Below are 20,338 nucleotides of genomic sequence, written 5' to 3' on the forward strand. Positions count from 1 at the left end.
GGATCTTGTCACGGGATGAATTCCGGCGTCGGCGGGAGTCGATATCTGTATGGCGGCGATGGCAACAGTGGGACGGCGGGCGTGCGCCGTGCTCGCGGCCGGCTCGGCCTGCCTACACGCGACGATGCTCGGCCACGCGGAAACCCCGTTCGCGGCGACCCTGATGGCGGCAATGGTCGCGGCATGCCTGTACTGCGCGCGTGACCTGTGGCGCGACGGACGCCAGCGCACGTGGTTAGCCGTCGCACTGATGAACCTGGCGATGATCGCACTGCACCTGCCCGCGCCCGGCCACCACCACGGCGCAGCGCCGACCACCGCGCCGTCAACCGTCATGGCACTGGCCACCGTGGTCGCCATGGCCGAGGCGACCGTCGCCGCGGCCGTGCTGTACGTACACAGCCGCGGCCGGGCGGTGGACGGCCCGTGATAATCGGCGGTGATGTGGACCCCGACGCTTATCCTGATCGCCGCCACCACGCTGCTGGCCTGTGTCGTGTTCGGCGGAGGCCTCTACGAGACCATCGTCGTCGACCCCGCCTGGCCGAAGCGTCCCGGCATCATCCAGGCACACAACGGTGGGCTCTCGCGCCGGCGGTTCTGGATCCCGGCGCACACCGCCTTCGAGGTGCTGCTCATCCTCGCGCTCATCGGCTCTTGGTCTCACCCCGACGTGCGCACCGCGCTGCTGGTGGCGCTGGCCAGCCACGCGGTGATGCGCGTGTGGTCGCTGGTCGACTTCGTCCCGAAGGCCGTGGTGTTCGAGAAGTGCGATCCGGCCGAGGTAGACGAGGCCGCGGCGGTGCGCTGGATCCGGCGCAGCCGGCTGCGATTACCGCTGGACCTCGTCACCTGCATCGCGATGCTTGTCGCGCTGGCGGTCGCATAAATGGGCTATCAGCGGGCATAGCTAGGGCCATGAGTGAGGACGCCGGCCGCGCGCCGCAGGAGAACCCGCAGAAGGACCGCTCGGACTGGGTCACCGGTGACGAGCCGATGACCGGTCCGCAGCGCAGCTACTTGACGACGCTGGCGCAGGAGGCAGGGGAGCAGGTCCCAGAGAATCTGACCAAGGCTCAGGCCTCCGAGATGATCGACCGGCTGCAACAACAGACAGGACGGAACCAATCATGATCTCGGCCCAGGATGTACGCGCTCTGCTGAAGTCCGAAGAGAAGAATGCCGTACTGGTCGTCATCGAGGGCCGGGTCGAGGTGATCGGCGCGGGCCGGCTCGCATCGGCCGACTACCGCGGCGCCCTCGAGGTGGTGGCCCGCGACGACCTAGTGCAGCGCCTCGGCGACTCGCCGTCCGACCGCGAAATCGAAGAGCAGGCAGCACAACTCGATACCGCGGTCTCCGAGTTGGGTGGTTGACTCACAGGCCGATTCCCCGGTAGCGCGCCAGCCGTGCCTGCAACCGTTGCTCGCCCGGAACGGCGCGCAGCCCGTGCAGTTCGTTGGCGACGACGGCCGACAACCGCTGCGTGAACTGCAGCGGTTCGTCGGCGGCATCGGGGTTTTCGGGCACGACCACGTCGACGATGCCGTTGCGCAACAGGTCCGCAGACCGAATACCCTGCGCCGCCGCCAGTTCCGGGGCGTGGTCGAGATCGCGGAACACGATCGCGCTGGCTCCCTCCGGCGGAAGCGGCGCCAGCCAGCCGTGCAGCGCCGCCAACACCCGGTCGGCGGGCACCATCGCCAGCGCCGGCCCGCCGCTGCCCTGACCCAACAGCACCGACACCGTCGGAGTGTCCAGGGTGACCAGTTCGGCCAGGCAGCGCGCGATCTCGCCGGCCAGCCCACCCTGCTCGGCCTCGACGGTCAACGCCGGGCCCGCCGTGTCGATCACGAGCACCAGCGGCAGCTGCAGACCTTCGGCCAACGCCATACCCCGCCGCGCCTCACGCAGCGCCGCAGGCCCGACCATTCCGCCGACCACGCGTTGTTGTCCGAGCACCACCGCGGGCTGCCCGCCGAACCGGGCCAGCGCCAACAGCGTCGTCGCCGCCTCGCCCTGCCCGGTGCCCGACAACAGCACCCGCTCGGTCGTCCCGTGCCGCAACAGATATCCCACGCCCGGGCGGTCCGGCCGCCGCGAGGCCTCCACCGACTCCCACGCCGGCACGTCGGGCAGCGGCCCGAGTTCGGGCCCAGACGGCGGCGAGCCCGGCGGATCGGCGACGACGGTCAGCGTCCGGTTCAGCGTCGCGCGCAACGCATCGAGCGGCACCACGCCGTCGATGACGCCGTGGCGGTGCAGGTTCTCGGCGGTCTGGATGCCTTCGGGGAACGGCTCGCCGTAGAGGTGTTCGTACACCCGCGGGCCGAGGAAGCCGATCAGCGCACCGGGCTCGGCGCCGGTCACATGCCCCAGCGATCCCCACGACGCGAACACCCCGCCGGTTGTGGGATGCCGCAGGTACACCAGGTACGGCAGATGCGCGCGCTTGTGCAGCTCGACGGCGGCGGCGATCTTGACCATCTGCAGGAACGCGACGGTGCCCTCCTGCATCCGCGTGCCGCCCGAACTGGGTGAGGCCAGCAGCGGCAGCCGTTCTGCCGTCGCGCGTTGTACCGCCGCGGTGATCCGCTCGGCCGCCGCCACCCCGATCGAGCCGGCCAGGAAGTCGAACTCGCACAGCACCAGCGCGACGCGGCGGCCGAACACGGTCCCTTCGCCGGTCACCACCGACTCGTCCAGACCGGTCTTGGCGGCCGCGGCGGCCAACGCCCGCCGGTAGTCGCCGTCGGCCCCGACATCGAGCGGAGGGCCGTCCCAACTGCGGAACGACCCGGCGTCGAGCACGGCATCCCGCACCGCGAGGGCACCGATCCGGCTCACAGCAACAGGCTAGAGCGCTTTATATAGGCTCGCTCCCATGATTGGTGTGACCCGCGACGGCCACGTGATGACCCTGGAGATGCAGCGCCCCGAGCGCCGCAACGCGCTCAACGCCGAACTCGTCGACGGGCTTCGCGAAGCGATCGAGAAGGCCACCGCCGAGGACGTCCGCGCGATCGTGCTGACCGGGCAGGGCCACGTCTTCAGCTCCGGCGCCGACCTCTCGGGCGGCCAGGGGGTCGCCGACGAACTGCCCGACAAGGCCCGCGCGCTCAACCTGGCGATCGACGCCGCGCCCGTCCCCGTCATCGGCGCCATCAACGGACCCGCGATCGGCGCCGGGGTCATCCTGTCGATGATCTGCGACCTGCGCGTCGTCGCCCCCGAGGCGTACTTCCAGTTCCCGGTCGCGAAATACGGCATAGCCCTGGACAACTGGAGCATCCGACGGCTGACCTCGCTGGTCGGGGCGGGCCGGGCCCGGGGCATGCTGCTGGCCGCCGAGCGGCTCACCGCCGACGTCGCGCTGCAGACCGGGATGGCCAACCGCATCGGCACGCTTGAGGAAGCGCAGGCCTGGGCGCAGGAGATCGCGGGCTACGCGCCGCTGGCCCTGCAGCACGCCAAGCGGGTGCTCAACGACGACGGCGCGTACGAGGATCCCTGGCCCGCGCACAAGGATCTGTTCGACCGGGCGTGGGCGAGCCAGGACATCATCGAGGCTCAGGTTGCTCGCATTGAGAAGCGACCCCCGAGGTTCAAGGGGGCCTGATGATCCGGTCGGCGCTGCGCCTCGGCTTCGGCACGGCCTCACTGCTGGCCGGCGGATGGCTGGTACGCGCATTGCAGGGCGCACCCGCGGCGCTGGGCGCTTCGCCCACCGAGATCGAACGCGTCGCACGGCACTCCCCGAATTACCGCGACGGTGTGTTCGTCAACCTCGAACCGGCGTCGATGATGAGCATCGACGCCGAACAGCAGCGACTGCTGGTGCGCGAGCTGATCGGATCGCGCGGCGTCGCCAAACCGGACGGCAAGATTCCCGTCGTCACCCCGTCACCGACCGAGCTCGACTCGACGCACGTGTCGGCGTGCTGGTTCGGACATTCCTCGGCGCTGGTCGAACTCGACGGCTACCGCGTGCTGGCCGACCCCGTGTGGAGCCGCCGGTGCTCACCGTCTCAGACGGTCGGTCCCGAGCGGATGCACGAGGTGCCCGCTCCGCTCGAGGCGCTGGCCGCCGTCGACGCGATCATCGTCAGCCACGACCACTACGACCATCTCGACATGGACACGATCACCGGACTTGTCCGCACCCAGCGGGCACCGTTCGTCGTTCCGCTCGGCATCGGGGCGCACCTGCGCAAATGGGGGATACCGGAGAGCCGGATCGTCGAACTCGACTGGAACGAGAGCCACACCATCGGCGAGCTCACCCTGGTGTGCACCCCGGCGCGGCACTTCTCCGGTCGCCAGTTCACCCGCAACACCACGCTGTGGGCATCCTGGGTGATCATCGGCCCCCGGCACCGCGCCTTCTTCGGCGGCGACACCGGATACACCAAGAGCTTCGCCCAGATCGGCATGGACCACGGGCCGTTCGACATGACGCTGCTGCCCGTCGGCGCCTACCACCCGGCGTGGCCGGACATCCACATGAACCCCGAAGAGGCGGTCAAGGCGCACCTGGACGTCGCCGACGCCGACCGCGGGCTGCTGGTTCCGATCCACTGGGCCACCTTCCGGCTCGCGCCACACCCGTGGGCTGAACCGGTCGAGCGGCTGCTGCGGGCGGCCGACGCGGAGAAGGTGCAGATAGCGGTGCCCAAACCGGGGCAGCGGGTCCGGTTGGACGCGACACCGCCGCTCGACCCGTGGTGGCGGTTCTAGCCCCGCCTTCCAGCGCACACTTTTTGCCGACGCACTCGCGGTTCGAGTACCCCAACAGTGCGCTCGTCGGGTTACCGTTCAGCTCATGAAAGCACTGGCCAGGGTGGCTGTCGTCGGGTTGCTGCTCGTTGCGGGCTGCGGCGCCGACCGCCCCGAACCCGCCCCGCCGTCCCCGTCGGGCGCGCAGGGCGCGCAGGCCGACGTCCCGCCCCCACTGGTGCCCGCGATGCCCCTACCGGAGAACGCGGTCGACAACGCGGTGGCCGAACTCGACGGCATGGCCGAGGACCTGATGCGCAAGTCGGGAATCCCGGGTATGGCTGTCGCCGTCGTGCACGGCGGAAAGACCGTGTACGCCAAAGGGTTCGGCGTCAAGGACGCCACCAAGCCCGACGGGGACGAGAACCGGGTCGACCCCGACACGGTGTTCCAGCTCGCGTCGGTGTCGAAGTCGCTGGCGGCGACCGTGGTTGCCCACCAGGTCGGTGTGGGCGCCGTCAGCTGGGACACCCCGATCGTGTCCGAGCTGCCGTGGTTCGCGTTGTCCAATCCGGTGGTCACCTCGATGGTGACGGTCGGGGACATGATGTCGCACCGGTCCGGGCTGCCCGACCACGCCGGCGACATGCTCGAAGATCTTGGCTACGACCGTAGGCAGGTGTTGGAACGGTTGCGCCAGCTTCCGCTGGACCCGTTCCGGATCTCCTACGCCTACACCAACTTCGGGTATACGGCGGGCGCCGAGGCGGTCGCGGTCGGTGCGGGCAAGCCGTGGGAGGTGTTGGCCGACGAGGTGTTGTTCCGTCCGCTCGGCATGGGGCAGACCAGCTACCGGTTCACCGACTATCGGGCCCGACCCAACCGCGCGGTCGGCCACATCCACATGGACGAGCGCTACGAACCGGCGTTCGTCCGTGACGCCGACCCGGAAGCCCCGGCGGGCGGTGCGAGTTCGTCGGTCAATGACATGACCCGATGGCTGGCCATGGTGCTCGCCAACGGCAGCCATGACGGCAGACAGATCGTCGCCCCGAAGGCCCTGCTGCCCGCGCTCACCCCGCAGATCGTGTCGAGCCCGGCCACCGAACCCGCGGCCAGGTCGGGCTTCTACGGCTTCGGCTTCAACGTCAGCTCGACCTCGGCGGCGCGCATGGAGCTGAGCCATTCGGGCGCCTTCGAGCTCGGCGCCGGCACGACCTTCCTGATCCTGCCGTCGGCCGACGTCGCGATCGTCGCGCTCACCAACGCCACCCCTTCGGGTGTGCCCGAATCGCTGGCCGCGCAGTTCGCCGACCTGGTGCAGTTCGGCGAGGTGCGCGAGGACTGGTACGGCCTCTACAGCGGGGCGTTCGCCGATATGGAGAAGCCGGTCGGGTCCCTGGTCGGCAAGCAGCCGCCGGCCAACCCGGTACCCGCTGCGCCGCTCGCGTCGTACGTCGGCACCTACCGCAACGACTACTGGGGGCCCGCCCGGGTCATCGAACGCAACGGCGAGCTGCGGCTGGCGCTCGGCTCGAAGCTCGACGTGCCGCTCGAGCACTGGGACGGCAACACCTTCACGTTCTCCTTCGTCACCGAGAACGCGCCGCCGGGAACGGTTTCCACCGCGGTGTTCGATGGGGTCGACCGTGACAAGCTCATACTGGAGTACTACGACACGTTCAAGAAGGGCACGTTCGTCAAGTGACCGCCGCACCCGAAATCCAGGCCGCCGGGCTGACCGAAGCCGAGGTCGCCCAACGCATCGCCGACGGCAAGACCAACGACGTCCCGACGCGGGCGGCGCGCAGCGTATCCGACATCGTGCGGTCCAACGTGTTCACCCGCATCAACGCCATCCTCGGCGTGCTGCTGATCATCGTGCTGTCCACCGGCTCGATCATCAACGGCGCCTTCGGATTGCTGATCATCGCCAACAGCGGCATCGGCATCATCCAGGAACTGCGCGCCAAGCGGACGCTGGACAAGCTCGCGATCGTCGGTCAGACAAAACCGTTGGTGCGCAGGCAGACCGGTGCGGGCTCCGCTACCCAGCAGCTCAGTCCCAGCGAGATCGTCCTCGACGACATCATCGAACTCGGGCCCGGCGATCAGATCGTGGTCGACGGTGAGGTGGTCGAGGACACCAACCTCGAGGTCGACGAGTCACTGCTCACCGGGGAAGCCGATCCGATCGCGAAAGACGTTGGCGACCAAGTCATGTCGGGCAGCTTCGTCGTTGCGGGCAGCGGAGCCTACCGCGCCACCAAGGTCGGCCGGGAAGCGTACGCGGCCAAGCTTGCAGAGGAAGCCAGCAAGTTCACCCTGGTGAACTCCGAACTGCGCAGCGGCATCAACAAGATCCTGCAGTTCATCACGTACCTGTTGATCCCCGCCGGGTTGCTGACCATCTACACCCAGCTGTTCACCACCGAATCCGGTTGGAAGCGCTCAGTGTTGGCGATGGTGGGTGCGCTGGTGCCGATGGTGCCCGAAGGCCTGGTCCTGATGACGTCGATCGCGTTCGCGGTCGGCGTGATCCGGCTGGGCCGCAGACAGTGTCTGGTCAACGAGCTGCCCGCGATCGAAGGCCTGGCCCGCGTCGACGTCGTCTGCGCCGACAAGACCGGCACACTGACCGAGAACGGTATGCGCGTCTCGGATCTCGAGCGGCTCGACGAGGCTGGGCCCACGTGCGAGCTGGGGAACGTCGGAAACATCCTGGCGCAGCTCGCCGCCGACGACGCCCGCCCGAACGCGAGCATGCAGGCCATCGCCGAGGCGTACAAGATGCCCCCCGGCTGGACGGCGACGGCCACCGCGCCGTTCAAGTCCGCCACCAAGTGGAGCGGCGCGTCCTACGGCGAGCACGGCAACTGGGTGATCGGCGCCCCCGACGTGCTGTGCGCACCGGGCTCCCCGATCGCCGAACAGGCCGAACGGATCGGCTCCTCCGGGCTGCGGGTGCTGCTGTTGGGGGCCAGCGACCTGCCCGTCGACCACCCCGACGCTCCCGGGACCGTGACCCCCGCCGCGCTGGTCGTCCTCGAACAGCGCGTGCGGCCCGACGCGCGCGACACCCTCGATTACTTTGCCTCCCAGAAGGTCTCGATCAAGGTCATCTCCGGTGACAACGCGGTGTCCGTGGGGGCGGTCGCGGGCTCGCTGGGCCTGCACGGCGAGTGCATGGATGCCAGGAACCTGCCGGAGGTCACCGACCAGCTGGCCGATGCGCTGGAGTCGCACACCACCTTCGGCCGGGTCCGCCCCGACCAGAAGCGGGCGATGGTACACGCCCTGCAGTCCCGCGGGCACACGGTCGCCATGACCGGTGACGGGGTCAACGACGTACTCGCGCTCAAGGACGCCGACATCGGTGTCGCGATGGGGTCGGGCAGCTCGGCATCGCGCGCCGTGGCCCAGATCGTGTTGCTGGACAACAAGTTCGCGACGCTGCCGTATGTCGTCGGTGAGGGACGGCGGGTGATCGGCAACATCGAACGCGTCTCGAACCTGTTCTTGACCAAGACCGTGTACTCGGTGCTGCTGGCGACGTTCGTCGGCCTGGCCGGCCTGGCGTCGAAATTCTTCGGCACCGACCCGCTGCTGTTCCCGTTCCAGCCGATCCACGTCACGATCGCGGCGTGGTTCACGATCGGCATCCCGGCGTTCATCCTGTCGCTGGCGCCGAACAAGGAGCGCGCGCACCCCGGATTCGTGAAGCGCGTGATGACGGCGGCCCTGCCGTCGGGCCTGGTCATCGGTGTCGCGACGTTCGTCTCGTATCTGGCCGCGTACCAGGGTCGCGAAGCCACGGCCGTCGAGCAGACCCAGGCGTCGACCGCGGCGCTGATCACCCTGCTGGTCGGGGCGATCTGGGTTCTCGCGGTCGTGGCGCGGCCGTACGAGTGGTGGCGGGTCGCATTGGTCGTCGTCTCCGGGCTGGCCTACGTCCTGATCTTCTCCATACCGCTGGCGCAGGAGCTGTTCATGCTCGACATCTCCAACGCCAAGACGACGTCGATCGCGCTGGGAATCGGCGTGGTCGCCGCCGCCGCGATCGAGGTGATCTGGTGGGTGCAGGGCGCGGTGCTGGGAGAGCGACGTCGGCTGTGGCGTGCCGAGTAGCCTCTAGTGCATGGCATTTCTCGACAAGGTGAAGAATCTGCTGGCCCGCAACGCCGACAAGGTGGACACCGCGATCGACAAGGCCGGTGACATCGTCGACCGCAAGACGCAGGGCAAATACGCTCAGCACGTCGACAAGGTCCAGGACGCGGCGCGCAACTACGTGAACAAGGACAACCCGTCCGCGCAGGGCGCACCGCAGCAACCGCCCCAGGCTCCGCCGCAGCAGCAACCGCCCCAGGCGCCACCGCAGCAGCAGCCACCGCAGCCCTGAGCCATGGCCAAACTCTCCGTATCCGTCGACGTCCCCCTGCCGCCGGAGCAGGCCTGGTCGTGCGCATCCGACCTCGCCCGCTACAAGGAGTGGCTGAGCATCCACCGGGTGTGGCGCACCAAGCTGCCCGAAACGCTCGAGAAGGGCACGACGCTGGAGTCGATCGTCGAAGTCAAGGGCATGCCGAACCGGATCAAGTGGACCATCGTGCACTACCGTCCGCCGGAGGCGATGACGCTCAACGGCGACGGTAAGGGCGGCGTGAAGGTCAAGCTGATCGGCAAGGTGCGACCGGCCCAGAAGGAGCCCACCGGATCCACGGTCACGTTCGACGTGCATCTCGGCGGTCCCGCGCTGTTCGGTCCCATCGGCATGGTGGTCGCCGGAGCCCTCAGAAGCGATATCCAGGAGTCGCTGAACCGGTTCAAGTCGGTGTTCGCGCCGGCCCAGTAGGCGGGTCGGTTCTTCGCGTCAGAGCGAGCCGGCGGCCAGGGCGTACTCGCCGAACGGCCGGGCCGATGCCTCTCGGCCGAGGCGGCGCTTCTCGAGGCTGCTGTCGAGGAAGACGGTGGCTCTGGCGCCGACGAGGTGCAGCACCGCGAGAACTCCGGCCGTCAGCGCGACGGTCGAATGCCCGATGAGGAACGCGGCAAGGCAGGCAGTCGAGGCCAACAACGCCATCGCATGCAGAAGCAGCGCCAGCGTGGCCAACCCGTCGGCGGCGCAAGACCCGTCGGCGGTCGGCATGTGGTCGGTCATCGTCATCCTTCGGTAGAGCAGCCCGCTTGATACCCCGACGGAATCGGCTCCAAACCAAGATCATCTGTGATGACGGACACGGGTGCTACCGCGGCGCTGACCGCACCCGGTCGCGCAGCTCCCGCTTGAGCACCTTGCCGTAGCTGTTCTTGGGCAGTTCGTCGATGAACTCGTAGCGTTTCGGGCGCTTGAACCGGGCGATGCGGTCGAGCAGGTGCGCATCCAACTCGTCGGCCGACGCCGACCCGACGATGAACGCGACCACCACCTCGCCCCACTCCTCGTCCGGCGCGCCGACCACGCCGGCCTCGACGACACCTGGATGTTCGAGGAGCACTTCCTCGACCTCGCGGGGATAGATGTTGCTGCCGCCGCTGATCACGACGTCCTTCGACCGGTCGCGCAGCGTGAGCAGGCCGCGGTCGTCGAACGAGCCCATGTCGCCGGTGCGTAACCAGCCATCCTGCAGCGTCGCGGCGGTGGCCTCGGGGTTCTGCCAGTAGCCCGACATCACGACGTCGCCGCGGCAGACGATCTCGCCGATCTCGCCGACATCGGCGGGTGTTCCGTCGGCCCTGCGCACCGCCACGTCCACCCCGGAGCGCGCATAGCCGACGGATCCGAGAACGGCGTCGTCGGCGCCGACGTGATCGGCTCGGCGCAACCCGGTGATGGTCATCGGCGCTTCTCCCTGGCCGTACAGCTGCACGAAGACCGGACCGAACGCGGCCATCGCCTTCTTCAGGCTCTCGACGTACATCGGGCCGCCGCCGTAGACGATGGTCCGCAGGTTGGGCGGACGGGCGCGACCGGTCTGCACCAGGCGTTGCACCATGGTGGGCGCGAGGAACGCGCTGCACCCGGGATGACGCTCGCACAGGTCGAGGAACTCGCTCGGCTCGAACGCCCCCGACTCGGGGATCACCTGGCGCGCCGCGCGCAGCACGTACGGCGGAATGTAGAGCCCCGAACCGTGCGACATCGGCGCGCCGTGCACCAGGGCGCAGTTCTCGTCGGGAGAGTCGAAGTCGGCCAGGTGCGACACCGTCATCGCCATCAGGTTGCGGTGTGACAGCATCGCGCCCTTGGACTTGCCGGTCGTTCCGCTGGTGTAGAACAGCCAGGCCAAAGCCTCTGGATCGGTGGTCGGCGGTTCCGAAGGTTCTGCGCTGAAACAGGTTTCGTAGCCGTCGGTGCCCACGACCGTTATCGGGACCCCCGTCTCCGATTCGAGCGCTGACGCGATCTTCGGCGAGGCGAACACGTGCGCGGCACCGGAATCCTCGAGGATCTGCACCATCTCGCGCGGGTGCAGCTTGTAGTTGATGGGCACATACACACATTCGGTGGCCCACACCCCGAACATCAGCTCGATGATCTCCGGACAATTCTCGCTGGCGACCGCGATCCGGGTGCCGGGCGTACCGAGCGAGGCGGCCAGCCGCAGGGCTCGCTCCCGCAACTGCGCCCACGTTTGGTGTTGCCGCTCACCGTGATACACCGCACCACGGTCGCCGAAGCGGCTCGCGGCCTGATCGAGCAGCGCGAACAGATTCACTGCCGGGCCACCCATTCGGCGTTGAGCGCGAAGTCCGACAGGTACTTCGTCGAACTCCAACCCCCGTCGACGACGATTGTCTGCCCGTTGATGAAACTCGCACCCTCCGAACACAGGAAGGCCACCGTGCTGGCGATGTCGTTCACCTCGCCCAACCGCGGGTACGGGGTCATCTCGGTGTTGATCTTGCGGAACCGCTCATCTTCGAGTCGCGTCGCCACCATCGGCGTCAGCGTCACCCCGGGAGCCACTGCGTTACAGCGGATTCCCTGCGGGCCGTACTGGCATGCGATGTGCTGAGTCAGCGAGGTCAACCCGCCCTTGGCCGCGGAGTACGCGCCACCGCGCAGGCCGCCGACGACGGCGAAGGTCGACGTCACGTTGACGATCCCCGAGCCGGCCTCCATGTGAGTGATCACGTCGCGGGCCAGCCGGAACGGGGCCCGCAGCATCAATCCCAGGAAGTAGTCCAGGGATTCGTCGTCGGTCTCGTGCAACGGCTTGGGGCTGCCGACGCCGGCGTTGTTGACCAGGAAGTCGATCCGACCCCAACGGTCGAGCGCGGTCTGCACGATCCGCTGCGGAGCGTCGTCGGCGGTGAGGTCGACCGCAACCGTCGCGACGCGGTCGGGGTCACCGACGGCCTTCGTCAACCCGGCGAGCCTCGTCTCGTCGCGGCCGGTGCCCAGCACCGCCATGCCCGCCTCGGCCAGTTTGGTCGCACAACCGAAGCCGATGCCGCTGCTCGCCCCGGTCACGATCGCTACCTGAACCATTCTTGCTCCTCGCGTCCGCGGTCATATCAGCGCCGCTCGTATCCGATGCTTCAACACTTTTCCGGCGTCGTTCTTGGGCAACGACTCCCACACCGCCACCTGCTCGGGTGCCTTGAACCGCGCGACCCCGTGCTCCTCGAGCATCGTCCGCATGGCCGTGACATCCGGCGGCGGCTGGTCACCGGCCACCACGACGGCGCACGCGCGCTCACCGGTGCGCTCATCCGGCACACCGACGATCGCGATCTCCGCTATGCCCGGGTGTCCGATCAGGATGTCCTCGATCTCCTTGGGCGAGATGTTCTCCCCGTTGCGGATGATGATGTCCTTGGCGCGACCGGTGACGACGAGGAAGCCGTCGTCGACCCACCGGCCGAGGTCGCCGGTGCGGAAGTAGCCTTCGTCGTCGAAGGCGGTGGTCTCGTCTTCTGGGTGCAGGTAGCCGACGAGCATCTGCGGCCCGCGGGCGCGGATCTCGCCGTCGACGAGTTTGATGTCGGCGATCCCCGGTCTGCCGTCGGTGTCGGCGGCGTGGTCGGCGTCGTCCAACGAGCCGACTGTGGTCACCGGAACCTCGGTCGAACCGTAGACGCGCGACACCGCCGCGTTGTCGAAATATGCGGTAGCACTTCGGATCAGCGACGGCGGCACCGACGCGCCCCCGCAGATGAAGACCTTCAGTTCGGGTAGCCGCGTCCCGGCCCGCTCGGCCGCACCGAGCAATCCGTCGAGGAACGGCGTGGCCCCCGCCATGTGCGTGACCCGCTCGTCGAGCATCAACGCCACCGCGGCGTCGGGATCCCACCGTTGCATCAGCACGGCCGTACTGTCCAGCAGCAGGGGGCATTCGAACGCGTAGATCGACCCGCCGATGTGCGCGATCGGGGACGGCACCAGGAACGTGTCTCCGGGCGCCACGCGCCAATGCCGGCCGATCTGACGGATCAGCGCGTGGACCGAGTTGTGCGTGTGCAGCACGCCTTTCGGCCGGCCGGTGGTCCCCGACGTGTAGAGGATCATGCGCACCGTGTCCGCGTTCAACACCGGCAGCACGCCCGTGCCCCCGCCGCCCAGGAGTGATTCGAACGGTGTGTGATCGCCCGCGTCCCCCCGTACGACGACGACTTCGGGCGGGGCGGGCATCGCGCCGGTCACGCGGTCGAGCATTGCGACATAGTCGTGTTTGTTGAAGTCGGACGGCACGAAGACCGCACGGACGTCGGCGTCGCGGAGAATGAACGCCAGTTCGCGATCGCGCAGCGACGGCAGGATCGGGTTGACCACCATGCCGGCCAGCGTCGCCCCGTGGTAGACGACGGCGGCCTCGTGCCAGTTCGGCAGCATGAACGACACCACGCTGCCGGCGGGCATCCGCGACATCAACGCGTGTGCCAGTGCCACTGCCCGGTCGTGCAGTTCGCGGCAGGGGAGTCGGATGTCGCCGTCCACCAACACGGTTCGCTCGGGCGTCGAGGCGGCCGAGTCGCGCAGTGCGTCGGCCAGCGTGTCGTGCACCCACAGCCCGCGCCGGTAGGCGTCGGCGCTGCGCTTCTCGTCGACCCGCACGGCCTAACCCTTGATCCGGCGCATCGTCATCGAGTGCCGGTACCGCGACGAGGGATGGGTGTTGATGGTCACCTGCGCGACCTCGCCGTCGGAGGTCGTGTACGCGCGGCGCATCTCCAGGGCGGCGCTGCCGGCATCGACCTTGAGCGCGTTGGCGAGCTCGGGCGAGACGGTGATGGCCGCCATCTCCTGATGCACCTCGACGATGCTGACCCCGAACAGGTCCTCGATCAGCGGAAAGATGGGTCCCGAATGGCGTTGCAGCAGACGGCCGACCGCGGCGAAGGCCCGATTGATGTAGTACTCGGTGGTGCAGACCGGGGTGTCGCTGCCCACGGCCTGCCGGCACCCGCGGACCGCCAGCCACTGCGTACCGGTCTTCAACCCGGTGTGGTCGGCCAGGTCGTCGTCGACGGTGACCATCGCGTTGGACTCGATCGTGAGCTGGGCTCCCGCCGCGAACGCCAGCAGGTCGTCGATCGAAACCACGTCCTGGGCATAGGAATTGGAGGCGGGTCGGGGAACCACGAGGGTCCCGGCGCGTGGCCGCGACGCGATCAGGTTGTCCTCCCGCAGCCGCCGCAACGCCTCGCGGACGGTGTAGCGGCTGACCGCGAAGCGTTCGCACAGTTGTTGTTCGGTGGGAAGCTGCGAGCCGACGGGATAGATCCCGTCGACGATCTCCTTGCGCAGGGTCCGCGCCACCTGCAGGTAGCGATGGTCGGTGGGGCTGACGGTCATGTGCGCCGCAGCGCGAGCACGCTGCCCTCGCCGTCGGCCGACACATACAGTGTGCCGTCGGGGCCGACGGCGATACCCGCGAACGGTCCCTGCGGTCCGGAGAACGGCGGCATGCCCTTGAGCGGCTTGGGCTGCACACCCGGCGGCGGACCCACCGGCAGGTCCGACGCGATCGTGGTGCGCGCGTCGGTGGCCAGGTTCACCGCGACGACCTCCTTGGCGCCGGCGTCGACGATGTAGAGCACCCCGTCGGCGACCGCGATGCCCTGCGGCCGCTGCAGACCGTCGACCACCGTTTCCGTCGCGCCGCCGACGGCGACCACCCGTCCCGCCCCGGATTCGGCGACCAGCGGGCGACCGTCGGCGTCGAAGGCCACCCCGACCGGATCCCGCAGATCCGTCGCCAGCACCTCGGGACCGCCCGACCCCAGCGCGTGCACGCGTCCGGTGCCGAGCTCGGTGAACACGATCCGCTCATTCGGGCCGACCGCGACCCCGTAGAGCTGGTCGAAACCGTCAGCGAGATAGTCGGTCAAGCCATCGGCGGGGCGGTACCGACCGATCTGGCCACCGGAGGTGGACACCACGAACGCGCCGCCCGCAACAGGTGCCACCCCGCGGAGGAAGCCCGGGTAGCCGGGGGAGAACAGCATCCCGACAGTCTGCAGCGAGCCGTCATCGCCGACGATGTAGAAGTAGGTGCCGTCGGCGACGTAGAGCCGACCGTCCTCACCGAAGGCGAGATCCAGCGGCCAGTTCAACCCGCCGCCGAGCAATGTGCGGGTCTGACCCTCACCGACGATCTCGGTGATCTCCCCGGTGAAGTTCGAGACGAACAGCCGGTCTCCGACGAACGTCAGGTTGTCGATCCCCGGGTTCAGCTGGGCCAGAACGGTTTTCTCCCCGTTGCGGGGGTCGATGCGCAGCACCTGGCCACTGGCCACCTGTGTGGAGACCAGATAGCCCTGCGAATCGAACTTCACCGCATCGGGGACGCCGAGGTCGGCGGCCACCCGTTGCGGCTCACCGCCATTGGGGTCGATGCGCCAGATCTCGTTGGCCGTCATCAACGGGTAATAGAGCAGGCCGTCCGGACCCACCTCCATGGCGTTCGGTGAGGGCAGGTTCTCCAACAGAATCCGCTCGGCGCCCGTGCCGCGGTCCAGTTCCATCAGCCGCCCACCGTCGCGGCACTCGTTGACGAACAAGCGATCCTGATGCACGGTGATGCCGTTCGCGCACGGTAGGTCGTCGCGCAGCACCCGCGTGCGACCCGCGGCGTCACGCACGCTGACCCGTCCGTCCATCACCTCGGTCGCGAACAGGTTGCCGTCACCGTCGAAGGCGACGTCGTCGGGGGCGACGATGTCGCCGCCCTTGGCGCTGATGGTCTCGAGCTTCCCGGTGCCCAGATCCAGCGCGCTGATCTGGCTACCCGTCACCTGGGCGACGTAGACGCGCCCGTCCGGACCGGTGCGCAGACCGTTCGCACCGAACAGCCGGCTCGGCGCGGTGATCCGCTCGACTCGCCATCCGGGCGCGGCGGTCGGATTTCCGCCCGGATAGCGAGACTGCTGCAGGGACCCCGTCGCCGGTTGTGTCATGACCTGGCACGTTAGCAAACCCGCTTAGTCCAGACAATAGGCTCGGAAAGAAGTCACCCCGGCCTTGACGGGTCGATTCACGCTGGGGAATAGTGTTCTGCAACATGGAGAGCAACACTCGTTGTCCGGACAAATAGCATGGACGACCTCTTGAGGCTGGACGGCCGGATCGTCGTGGTCTCGGGTGCGGGCGGCGGCGGAATCGGCACCACCGTGACCCGGATGGCCGCCGAGGCCGGTGCCACGGTGGTGGCCGTCAGCCGGTCGAAAGAGAACCTCGACGAACACATCGGGCCGCTCGCCGATCAGGGCCTGCCGGTCATTGCGGTATCGGCCGACGCCTCCACCGACGAGGGCATCGCCACCGTGATGGAGCGGGTCCGTCGCACTGAGGGCGATCTCTACGGACTGGTGAACATCGCGGGCGGCGCGGCGCCGTCGACATGGATGCCGTCGACCCGGGTGACGCGCGAGGATTGGCGGGCGTTGTTCACCGCGAACCTCGAAACCGCGTTCTTCATGAGCCAGGCGGTATGCGCAGAACTGCGCGACCGTGGCCTGAAGGGTTCGGTCGTCTCGGTGTCGTCGATCAGCGGGATGAACACCGCGCCGTTCCACATCGCCTACGGCACGGCGAAGGCGGCGGTGGTCGCGATGACGCGCACCATGGCCGCGGAGTTGGCGCACGACGACATCCGTGTCAACGCGGTGGCGCCGGGGGTGACCGAGACCGCCGCGTCGCGCACTTACGTCGACGTCGACCCTGACCGGGATCGGCGCGCGATCGCGATGGGCAGGCGGGGTCGGCCCGAAGAACAGGCGGGGGCCATCCTGTTTCTGCTCTCGGACCTGTCGAGCTACATCACCGGGCAGACGATTCTCGTCGACGGTGGGCTCAACCTGAAGTGGACGCACCTGGGTGCCGACAACACGTCGCTGTTCTTGAAAGACGAAACCTTCCGCGCAGAGATCAGTCGGTTCTAAGGAGTTTGAGATGACCGATACGCAGGACCGTGAAGTAGAAGTGCCGGAGGAGCTTTCGGAGCCGTTGACGATCCCCGTCGAGGCGTACGTCTCGGAGGAGTACGCGCGCGCGGAGCGGGACAAGCTGTGGCGCAAGGTGTGGCAGCAGGTCGGTCGCGTCGAGGAACTGCCCGAGGTCGGCAGTTACCTGACCTACGACGTCCTCGACGACTCGATCATCGTCGTGCGCACGGGGGCGAACGAGTTTCGGGCGCACCACAACGTGTGCATGCACCGCGGCCGGCGCCTCGTCGACACTCCTGACGGGGAGAAGAACGCCGTCGGCCGTGCCCGCAAATCGTTCGTTTGCGGATTCCACGGCTGGACATACGGTCTCGACGGGGCGTGCACTCATATCCGCGAACAGGACGACTGGAAGGGCGCGCTCACTCCGGAGAACACCCACCTCGTTCCGGTCCGGGTCGACACCTGGGGCGGCTGGCTGTTCATCAACATGGATCCCGACTGCGAGCCCCTCGCCGACTATCTGTTCCCGGCCGCCAAGATCCTCGACCCGTTCGGGCTGGAGAACATGCGCTACAAGTGGCGCAAATGGCTGTATTTCGACTGCAACTGGAAGGTCGCGCTGGAGGCGTTCAACGAGACCTACCACGTGTTCACCACGCATCCGGAATTCAACAAGTTCGGTGAGTTCAAGGGGTGGGCCAAAGCGCAGGGCAGGCACAGCAACATCGGGTACGACGCGCCCAAGGACATGGAGGCCACCAAGTCCAAGATCCGGCTCGGCACCGGCGACGACCCCCGCGTCTCCACCGCGGAGATGCAGATGTACACGTGGGAGCAGACCAACGCGACGACCACCGAGACGCTGGTGAACGCGGCCAAGCGGCTCGTCGACGAACTGCCCGAGGGCACGCCTCCCGACAAGGTTCTCGAGCACTGGCTGGCCTCGGCACGCCGCGACGACGAGGCGCGCGGCGTCGTCTGGCCGACCATTCCGCCCGACATCCTCGGGCAGGCCGGTACGGCGTGGCAGGTCTTCCCGAACTTCCAGATCGGCCAGGGCCTGACGACCGCGCTGTGCTACAGCGCCAGGCCCCACCCGAGCTACGACCCCAACAAGTGCATCTTCGAAGTGGCGACCCTGGAGCTGTTCCCGAAGGACCAAGAGCCGCAGACACATTGGGAGTACACGCCCAAGGACAGCCCGAACTGGCTGTCGGTGCTGCCCCAGGACTTCTCGAACATGGCCGCCGTGCAGCAAGGCATGAAGTCGCTGGGCTTCCCGGGCACCAAACCCAACCCGTACCGCGAGCGCAGCACCGTGAACCTCCACTACCAGTTGTCCAAGTACATGGGCACCGGCGAACCGAAAGAGCTCTGAGCTATGACAATGTTCGACACCTGCGGGCCCACCGAGACGCCCGACGACATCGACATCGACGCGCTTCGGGAGAAGTACGCCCAGGAGCGGGCGAAACGGCTTCGGCCCGAGGGTTCCAAGCAGTACGTCGAGTTGACCGACGACTTCGCCGGCTACTACGAGGTGGACCCGTACACGCCCGTCGCACCCCGTGACCCGATCGTCGAGGACATCGACGTCGCGGTGCTCGGCGGCGGCTTCGGCGGGCTGCTGTCGGCGGCGCACCTGAAGAAGGCCGGTGTCGAGGACGTCCGCATCATCGAGCTGGGCGGCGACTTCGGCGGCGTCTGGTACTGGAATCGGTATCCCGGCATCCAGTGCGATAACGAGTCCTATTGCTACATACCGCTTCTGGAAGAGCTCGATTACATCCCGAGCAAGAAGTTCGCCGACGGCCCCGAGATCTACGAGCACTGCCGGCGCATCGGCAAACACTTCGGCCTCTACGACTCGGCGATCTTCTCCACCCAGGTGCGGGACATGCGCTGGGACGAGGAGATCAAGCGGTGGCGCCTGACCACCAACCGCGGCGACGACATCCGCGCACGGTTCGTGGTGCTGGCGTCGGGGCCGTTCCACCGGCCCAAGCTGCCCGGCATTCCGGGCATGAAGGACTTCAAGGGGCACAGCTTCCACTCGTCGCGGTGGGATTACGACTACACCGGCGGCGACTACACCGGCGGTATGGACAAGCTGGCCGACAAGCGTGTCGCGATCATCGGCACCGGCGCCACCAGCATCCAGGTGGTGCCTTTCCTGGCCCGAGATGCCAAGCACCTGTATGTCTTCCAGCGCACCCCGTCGACGGTCGACGTGCGTAACAACACGACCACCGATCCGGAATGGGTCAAGACCCTGCAGCCCGGATGGCAGAAGGAGCGCCAGCGCAACTTCCACTCGTGGACGTTCGAGGGCATGGCTCTGGGGCAGCCGGACCTGGTGTGCGACTTCTGGACCGAACTCGGTCGCAACACCGCGGCGCGGGTGCTCTCGCTCGAGGATCCCGCGTCGATGACGCCCGAACAGTTCATGGCGATCCGCGAGGAAGAGGACTACAAGATCATGGAGCGGCTGCGCCGCCGGATCGCCGAGATCGTCGAGGACGCCGACACCGCCGAGGCGCTCAAGCCGTACTACCGCTTCCTGTGCAAGCGGCCACTGTCCAACGACGACTATCTGCCCGCCTTCAACCGGCCCAACGTCACGTTGGTCGACGTGTCCGATTCCAAAGGTGTGGAACGGATCACGGAGAAGGGCATCGTCGCCAACGGTCAGGAGTACGAGGTCGACTGCATCATCTACGCCAGCGGCTTCGAGATCACCACCGAGATCAGCAGGCGCTATTCGATCGACGCGATCGAAGGACGCGACGGCGTATCGCTCTACGACTACTGGCACGACGGCTACAAGACCCTGCACGGCATGACAAGCCGCGGCTTCCCCAACCAGTTCTTCACCGGCTTCACCCAGGTCGGCATCTCGGCCAACATCGCGGCCAACTACGAACTGCAGGGCGAGCACATCGCCTACATCATCGCCGAGGCGCTGAAGCGGGGCGCGACCGTCGTCGAGCCGACGCCCGACGCCCAGGAGCAGTGGTGCCAGACCATTCGCGAAACCGCCGTCGACAACTCGGCTTTCGACGCCTCCTGCACTCCGGGCTACTACAACAACGAGGGTGGCGGTGGCGGGGAGGGCATCCGCTCACACCTCGGCGAACCCTACGGTCCGGGCTTCTACGCGTTCGGCGACCTGCTGAAGGAGTGGCGCGACAAGGGCGATCTCGATGGCCTGGTACTCGAGAAGTAG

General features: G+C 67.8%; 20 protein-coding genes. 13 read left to right on the top strand and 7 right to left on the bottom strand.

Features of this window, described 5'->3' with window-relative positions:
• Positions 1–49 precede the first annotated feature (49 nt).
• From RMCN_RS29385 to RMCN_RS29400, 4 genes are read left to right on the top strand one after another with little or no spacing between them, the layout of a single operon-like run.
• Positions 50–430, top strand: a complete 381-nt coding sequence (locus RMCN_RS29385) for a hypothetical protein (RefSeq protein ID WP_067396646.1) — start codon at positions 50–52, stop codon at positions 428–430.
• A 12-nt stretch (positions 431–442) separates the two neighbouring features.
• A complete protein-coding gene (locus RMCN_RS29390) occupies positions 443–889 on the top strand; it encodes a hypothetical protein (protein WP_067396648.1) in 447 nt (148 codons plus the stop codon).
• Positions 890–918: 29 nt separating this feature from the next.
• Entirely contained in the window at positions 919–1,134 is a 216-nt protein-coding gene (locus tag RMCN_RS29395) for a DUF3072 domain-containing protein (RefSeq protein ID WP_067396650.1), read from the top strand.
• Positions 1,131–1,376: a hypothetical protein gene (locus RMCN_RS29400; protein WP_064350695.1), complete on the top strand. Its 246-nt coding sequence runs from the start codon at positions 1,131–1,133 to the stop codon at positions 1,374–1,376. The genes RMCN_RS29395 and RMCN_RS29400 overlap by 4 nt, the downstream gene beginning before the upstream one ends.
• 1 nt (position 1,377) lies before the next feature.
• On the opposite strand, the gene RMCN_RS29405 is transcribed toward RMCN_RS29400, so the two are convergent.
• Positions 1,378–2,847 (bottom strand): acetyl-coenzyme A carboxylase carboxyl transferase subunits beta/alpha, encoded by a 1,470-nt coding sequence (locus RMCN_RS29405; RefSeq protein ID WP_067396652.1) that lies wholly within the window; start codon positions 2,845–2,847, stop codon positions 1,378–1,380.
• A 37-nt stretch (positions 2,848–2,884) separates the two neighbouring features.
• Between RMCN_RS29405 and RMCN_RS29410 the strand changes: the two genes are divergently transcribed.
• The 6 genes from RMCN_RS29410 (at position 2,885) to RMCN_RS29435 (ending at position 9,571) form a co-directional block, all read left to right on the top strand.
• Positions 2,885–3,619 carry an enoyl-CoA hydratase gene (locus tag RMCN_RS29410; RefSeq protein WP_067396654.1) on the top strand — a complete coding sequence of 245 codons (735 nt, stop codon included), beginning with the start codon at positions 2,885–2,887 and terminating at the stop codon, positions 3,617–3,619.
• Positions 3,619–4,737 carry an MBL fold metallo-hydrolase gene (locus tag RMCN_RS29415; RefSeq protein ID WP_067396656.1) on the top strand — a complete coding sequence of 373 codons (1,119 nt, stop codon included), beginning with the start codon at positions 3,619–3,621 and terminating at the stop codon, positions 4,735–4,737. Before RMCN_RS29410 ends, RMCN_RS29415 begins: the two co-directional genes overlap by 1 nt.
• Positions 4,738–4,822: 85 nt before the next feature.
• On the top strand, positions 4,823–6,424 hold the full coding sequence (locus tag RMCN_RS29420; RefSeq protein ID WP_067396658.1) for a serine hydrolase: 1,602 nt from the start codon (positions 4,823–4,825) through the stop codon (positions 6,422–6,424).
• Positions 6,421–8,844: a cation-translocating P-type ATPase gene (locus RMCN_RS29425; protein WP_067396660.1), complete on the top strand. Its 2,424-nt coding sequence runs from the start codon at positions 6,421–6,423 to the stop codon at positions 8,842–8,844. Before RMCN_RS29420 ends, RMCN_RS29425 begins: the two co-directional genes overlap by 4 nt.
• A gap of 10 nt (positions 8,845–8,854) precedes the next feature.
• Positions 8,855–9,118, top strand: a complete 264-nt coding sequence (locus RMCN_RS29430) for an antitoxin (RefSeq protein ID WP_067396662.1) — start codon at positions 8,855–8,857, stop codon at positions 9,116–9,118.
• A 3-nt stretch (positions 9,119–9,121) separates the two neighbouring features.
• Positions 9,122–9,571: a type II toxin-antitoxin system Rv0910 family toxin gene (locus RMCN_RS29435; protein ID WP_064412203.1), complete on the top strand. Its 450-nt coding sequence runs from the start codon at positions 9,122–9,124 to the stop codon at positions 9,569–9,571.
• 18 nt (positions 9,572–9,589) lie between these two features.
• Here RMCN_RS29435 and RMCN_RS29440 read toward each other — a convergent pair whose 3' ends face one another.
• The 6 genes from RMCN_RS29440 to RMCN_RS29465 form a co-directional block, all read right to left on the bottom strand.
• On the bottom strand, positions 9,590–9,877 hold the full coding sequence (locus tag RMCN_RS29440) for a hypothetical protein (RefSeq protein ID WP_131808625.1): 288 nt from the start codon (positions 9,875–9,877) through the stop codon (positions 9,590–9,592).
• An 85-nt stretch (positions 9,878–9,962) separates the two neighbouring features.
• Complete coding sequence (locus RMCN_RS29445) at positions 9,963–11,435, bottom strand: acyl-CoA synthetase (RefSeq protein WP_067396804.1); 1,473 nt, start codon at positions 11,433–11,435, stop codon at positions 9,963–9,965.
• The gene (locus RMCN_RS29450) at positions 11,432–12,211 is read right to left on the bottom strand and encodes an SDR family NAD(P)-dependent oxidoreductase (RefSeq protein ID WP_067396666.1); all 780 of its coding nucleotides are present in this window, start codon (positions 12,209–12,211) and stop codon (positions 11,432–11,434) included. Before RMCN_RS29450 ends, RMCN_RS29445 begins: the two co-directional genes overlap by 4 nt.
• A 21-nt stretch (positions 12,212–12,232) precedes the next feature.
• A complete protein-coding gene (locus tag RMCN_RS29455) occupies positions 12,233–13,777 on the bottom strand; it encodes an AMP-binding protein (RefSeq protein WP_067396668.1) in 1,545 nt (514 codons plus the stop codon).
• 3 nt (positions 13,778–13,780) lie between these two features.
• Entirely contained in the window at positions 13,781–14,518 is a 738-nt protein-coding gene (locus RMCN_RS29460) for a GntR family transcriptional regulator (RefSeq protein ID WP_067396670.1), read from the bottom strand.
• Positions 14,515–16,122 carry a Vgb family protein gene (locus RMCN_RS29465; protein WP_067396672.1) on the bottom strand — a complete coding sequence of 536 codons (1,608 nt, stop codon included), beginning with the start codon at positions 16,120–16,122 and terminating at the stop codon, positions 14,515–14,517. The genes RMCN_RS29460 and RMCN_RS29465 overlap by 4 nt, the downstream gene beginning before the upstream one ends.
• Before the next feature lie 138 nt (positions 16,123–16,260).
• Here RMCN_RS29465 and RMCN_RS29470 point away from each other — a divergent pair, with 138 nt between their 5' ends.
• The 3 genes from RMCN_RS29470 to RMCN_RS29480 are packed head-to-tail and all read left to right on the top strand — an operon-like array spanning position 16,261 to position 20,338.
• Positions 16,261–17,106, top strand: coding sequence for an SDR family NAD(P)-dependent oxidoreductase (locus tag RMCN_RS29470; protein WP_067396674.1), 846 nt, complete (start codon positions 16,261–16,263; stop codon positions 17,104–17,106).
• A gap of 10 nt (positions 17,107–17,116) precedes the next feature.
• Positions 17,117–18,490, top strand: a complete 1,374-nt coding sequence (locus RMCN_RS29475; protein ID WP_067396675.1) for an aromatic ring-hydroxylating oxygenase subunit alpha — start codon at positions 17,117–17,119, stop codon at positions 18,488–18,490.
• Positions 18,491–18,493: 3 nt separating this feature from the next.
• Positions 18,494–20,338, top strand: coding sequence for a flavin-containing monooxygenase (locus tag RMCN_RS29480; RefSeq protein ID WP_064412195.1), 1,845 nt, complete (start codon positions 18,494–18,496; stop codon positions 20,336–20,338).

The organism is Mycolicibacterium novocastrense (genome assembly GCF_001570485.1).
GTDB lineage: Bacteria > Actinomycetota > Actinomycetes > Mycobacteriales > Mycobacteriaceae > Mycobacterium > Mycobacterium novocastrense.

Excerpts from the sequence above, each read along its gene's own strand:
- RMCN_RS29385 (WP_067396646.1), top strand. The coding sequence starts at position 50 with ATGGCGGCGATGGCAACAGTGGGACGGCGGGCGTGCGCCGTGCTCGCG.
- RMCN_RS29390 (WP_067396648.1), top strand. The coding sequence starts at position 443 with ATGTGGACCCCGACGCTTATCCTGATCGCCGCCACCACGCTGCTGGCC.
- RMCN_RS29395 (WP_067396650.1), top strand. The coding sequence starts at position 919 with ATGAGTGAGGACGCCGGCCGCGCGCCGCAGGAGAACCCGCAGAAGGAC.
- RMCN_RS29400 (WP_064350695.1), top strand. The coding sequence starts at position 1,131 with ATGATCTCGGCCCAGGATGTACGCGCTCTGCTGAAGTCCGAAGAGAAG.
- RMCN_RS29410 (WP_067396654.1), top strand. The coding sequence starts at position 2,885 with ATGATTGGTGTGACCCGCGACGGCCACGTGATGACCCTGGAGATGCAG.
- RMCN_RS29415 (WP_067396656.1), top strand. The coding sequence starts at position 3,619 with ATGATCCGGTCGGCGCTGCGCCTCGGCTTCGGCACGGCCTCACTGCTG.
- RMCN_RS29420 (WP_067396658.1), top strand. The coding sequence starts at position 4,823 with ATGAAAGCACTGGCCAGGGTGGCTGTCGTCGGGTTGCTGCTCGTTGCG.
- RMCN_RS29430 (WP_067396662.1), top strand. The coding sequence starts at position 8,855 with ATGGCATTTCTCGACAAGGTGAAGAATCTGCTGGCCCGCAACGCCGAC.
- RMCN_RS29435 (WP_064412203.1), top strand. The coding sequence starts at position 9,122 with ATGGCCAAACTCTCCGTATCCGTCGACGTCCCCCTGCCGCCGGAGCAG.
- RMCN_RS29440 (WP_131808625.1), bottom strand. The coding sequence starts at position 9,877 with ATGACCGACCACATGCCGACCGCCGACGGGTCTTGCGCCGCCGACGGG.
- RMCN_RS29450 (WP_067396666.1), bottom strand. The coding sequence starts at position 12,211 with ATGGTTCAGGTAGCGATCGTGACCGGGGCGAGCAGCGGCATCGGCTTC.
- RMCN_RS29460 (WP_067396670.1), bottom strand. The coding sequence starts at position 14,518 with ATGACCGTCAGCCCCACCGACCATCGCTACCTGCAGGTGGCGCGGACC.
- RMCN_RS29465 (WP_067396672.1), bottom strand. The coding sequence starts at position 16,122 with ATGACACAACCGGCGACGGGGTCCCTGCAGCAGTCTCGCTATCCGGGC.
- RMCN_RS29470 (WP_067396674.1), top strand. The coding sequence starts at position 16,261 with ATGGACGACCTCTTGAGGCTGGACGGCCGGATCGTCGTGGTCTCGGGT.
- RMCN_RS29475 (WP_067396675.1), top strand. The coding sequence starts at position 17,117 with ATGACCGATACGCAGGACCGTGAAGTAGAAGTGCCGGAGGAGCTTTCG.
- RMCN_RS29480 (WP_064412195.1), top strand. The coding sequence starts at position 18,494 with ATGACAATGTTCGACACCTGCGGGCCCACCGAGACGCCCGACGACATC.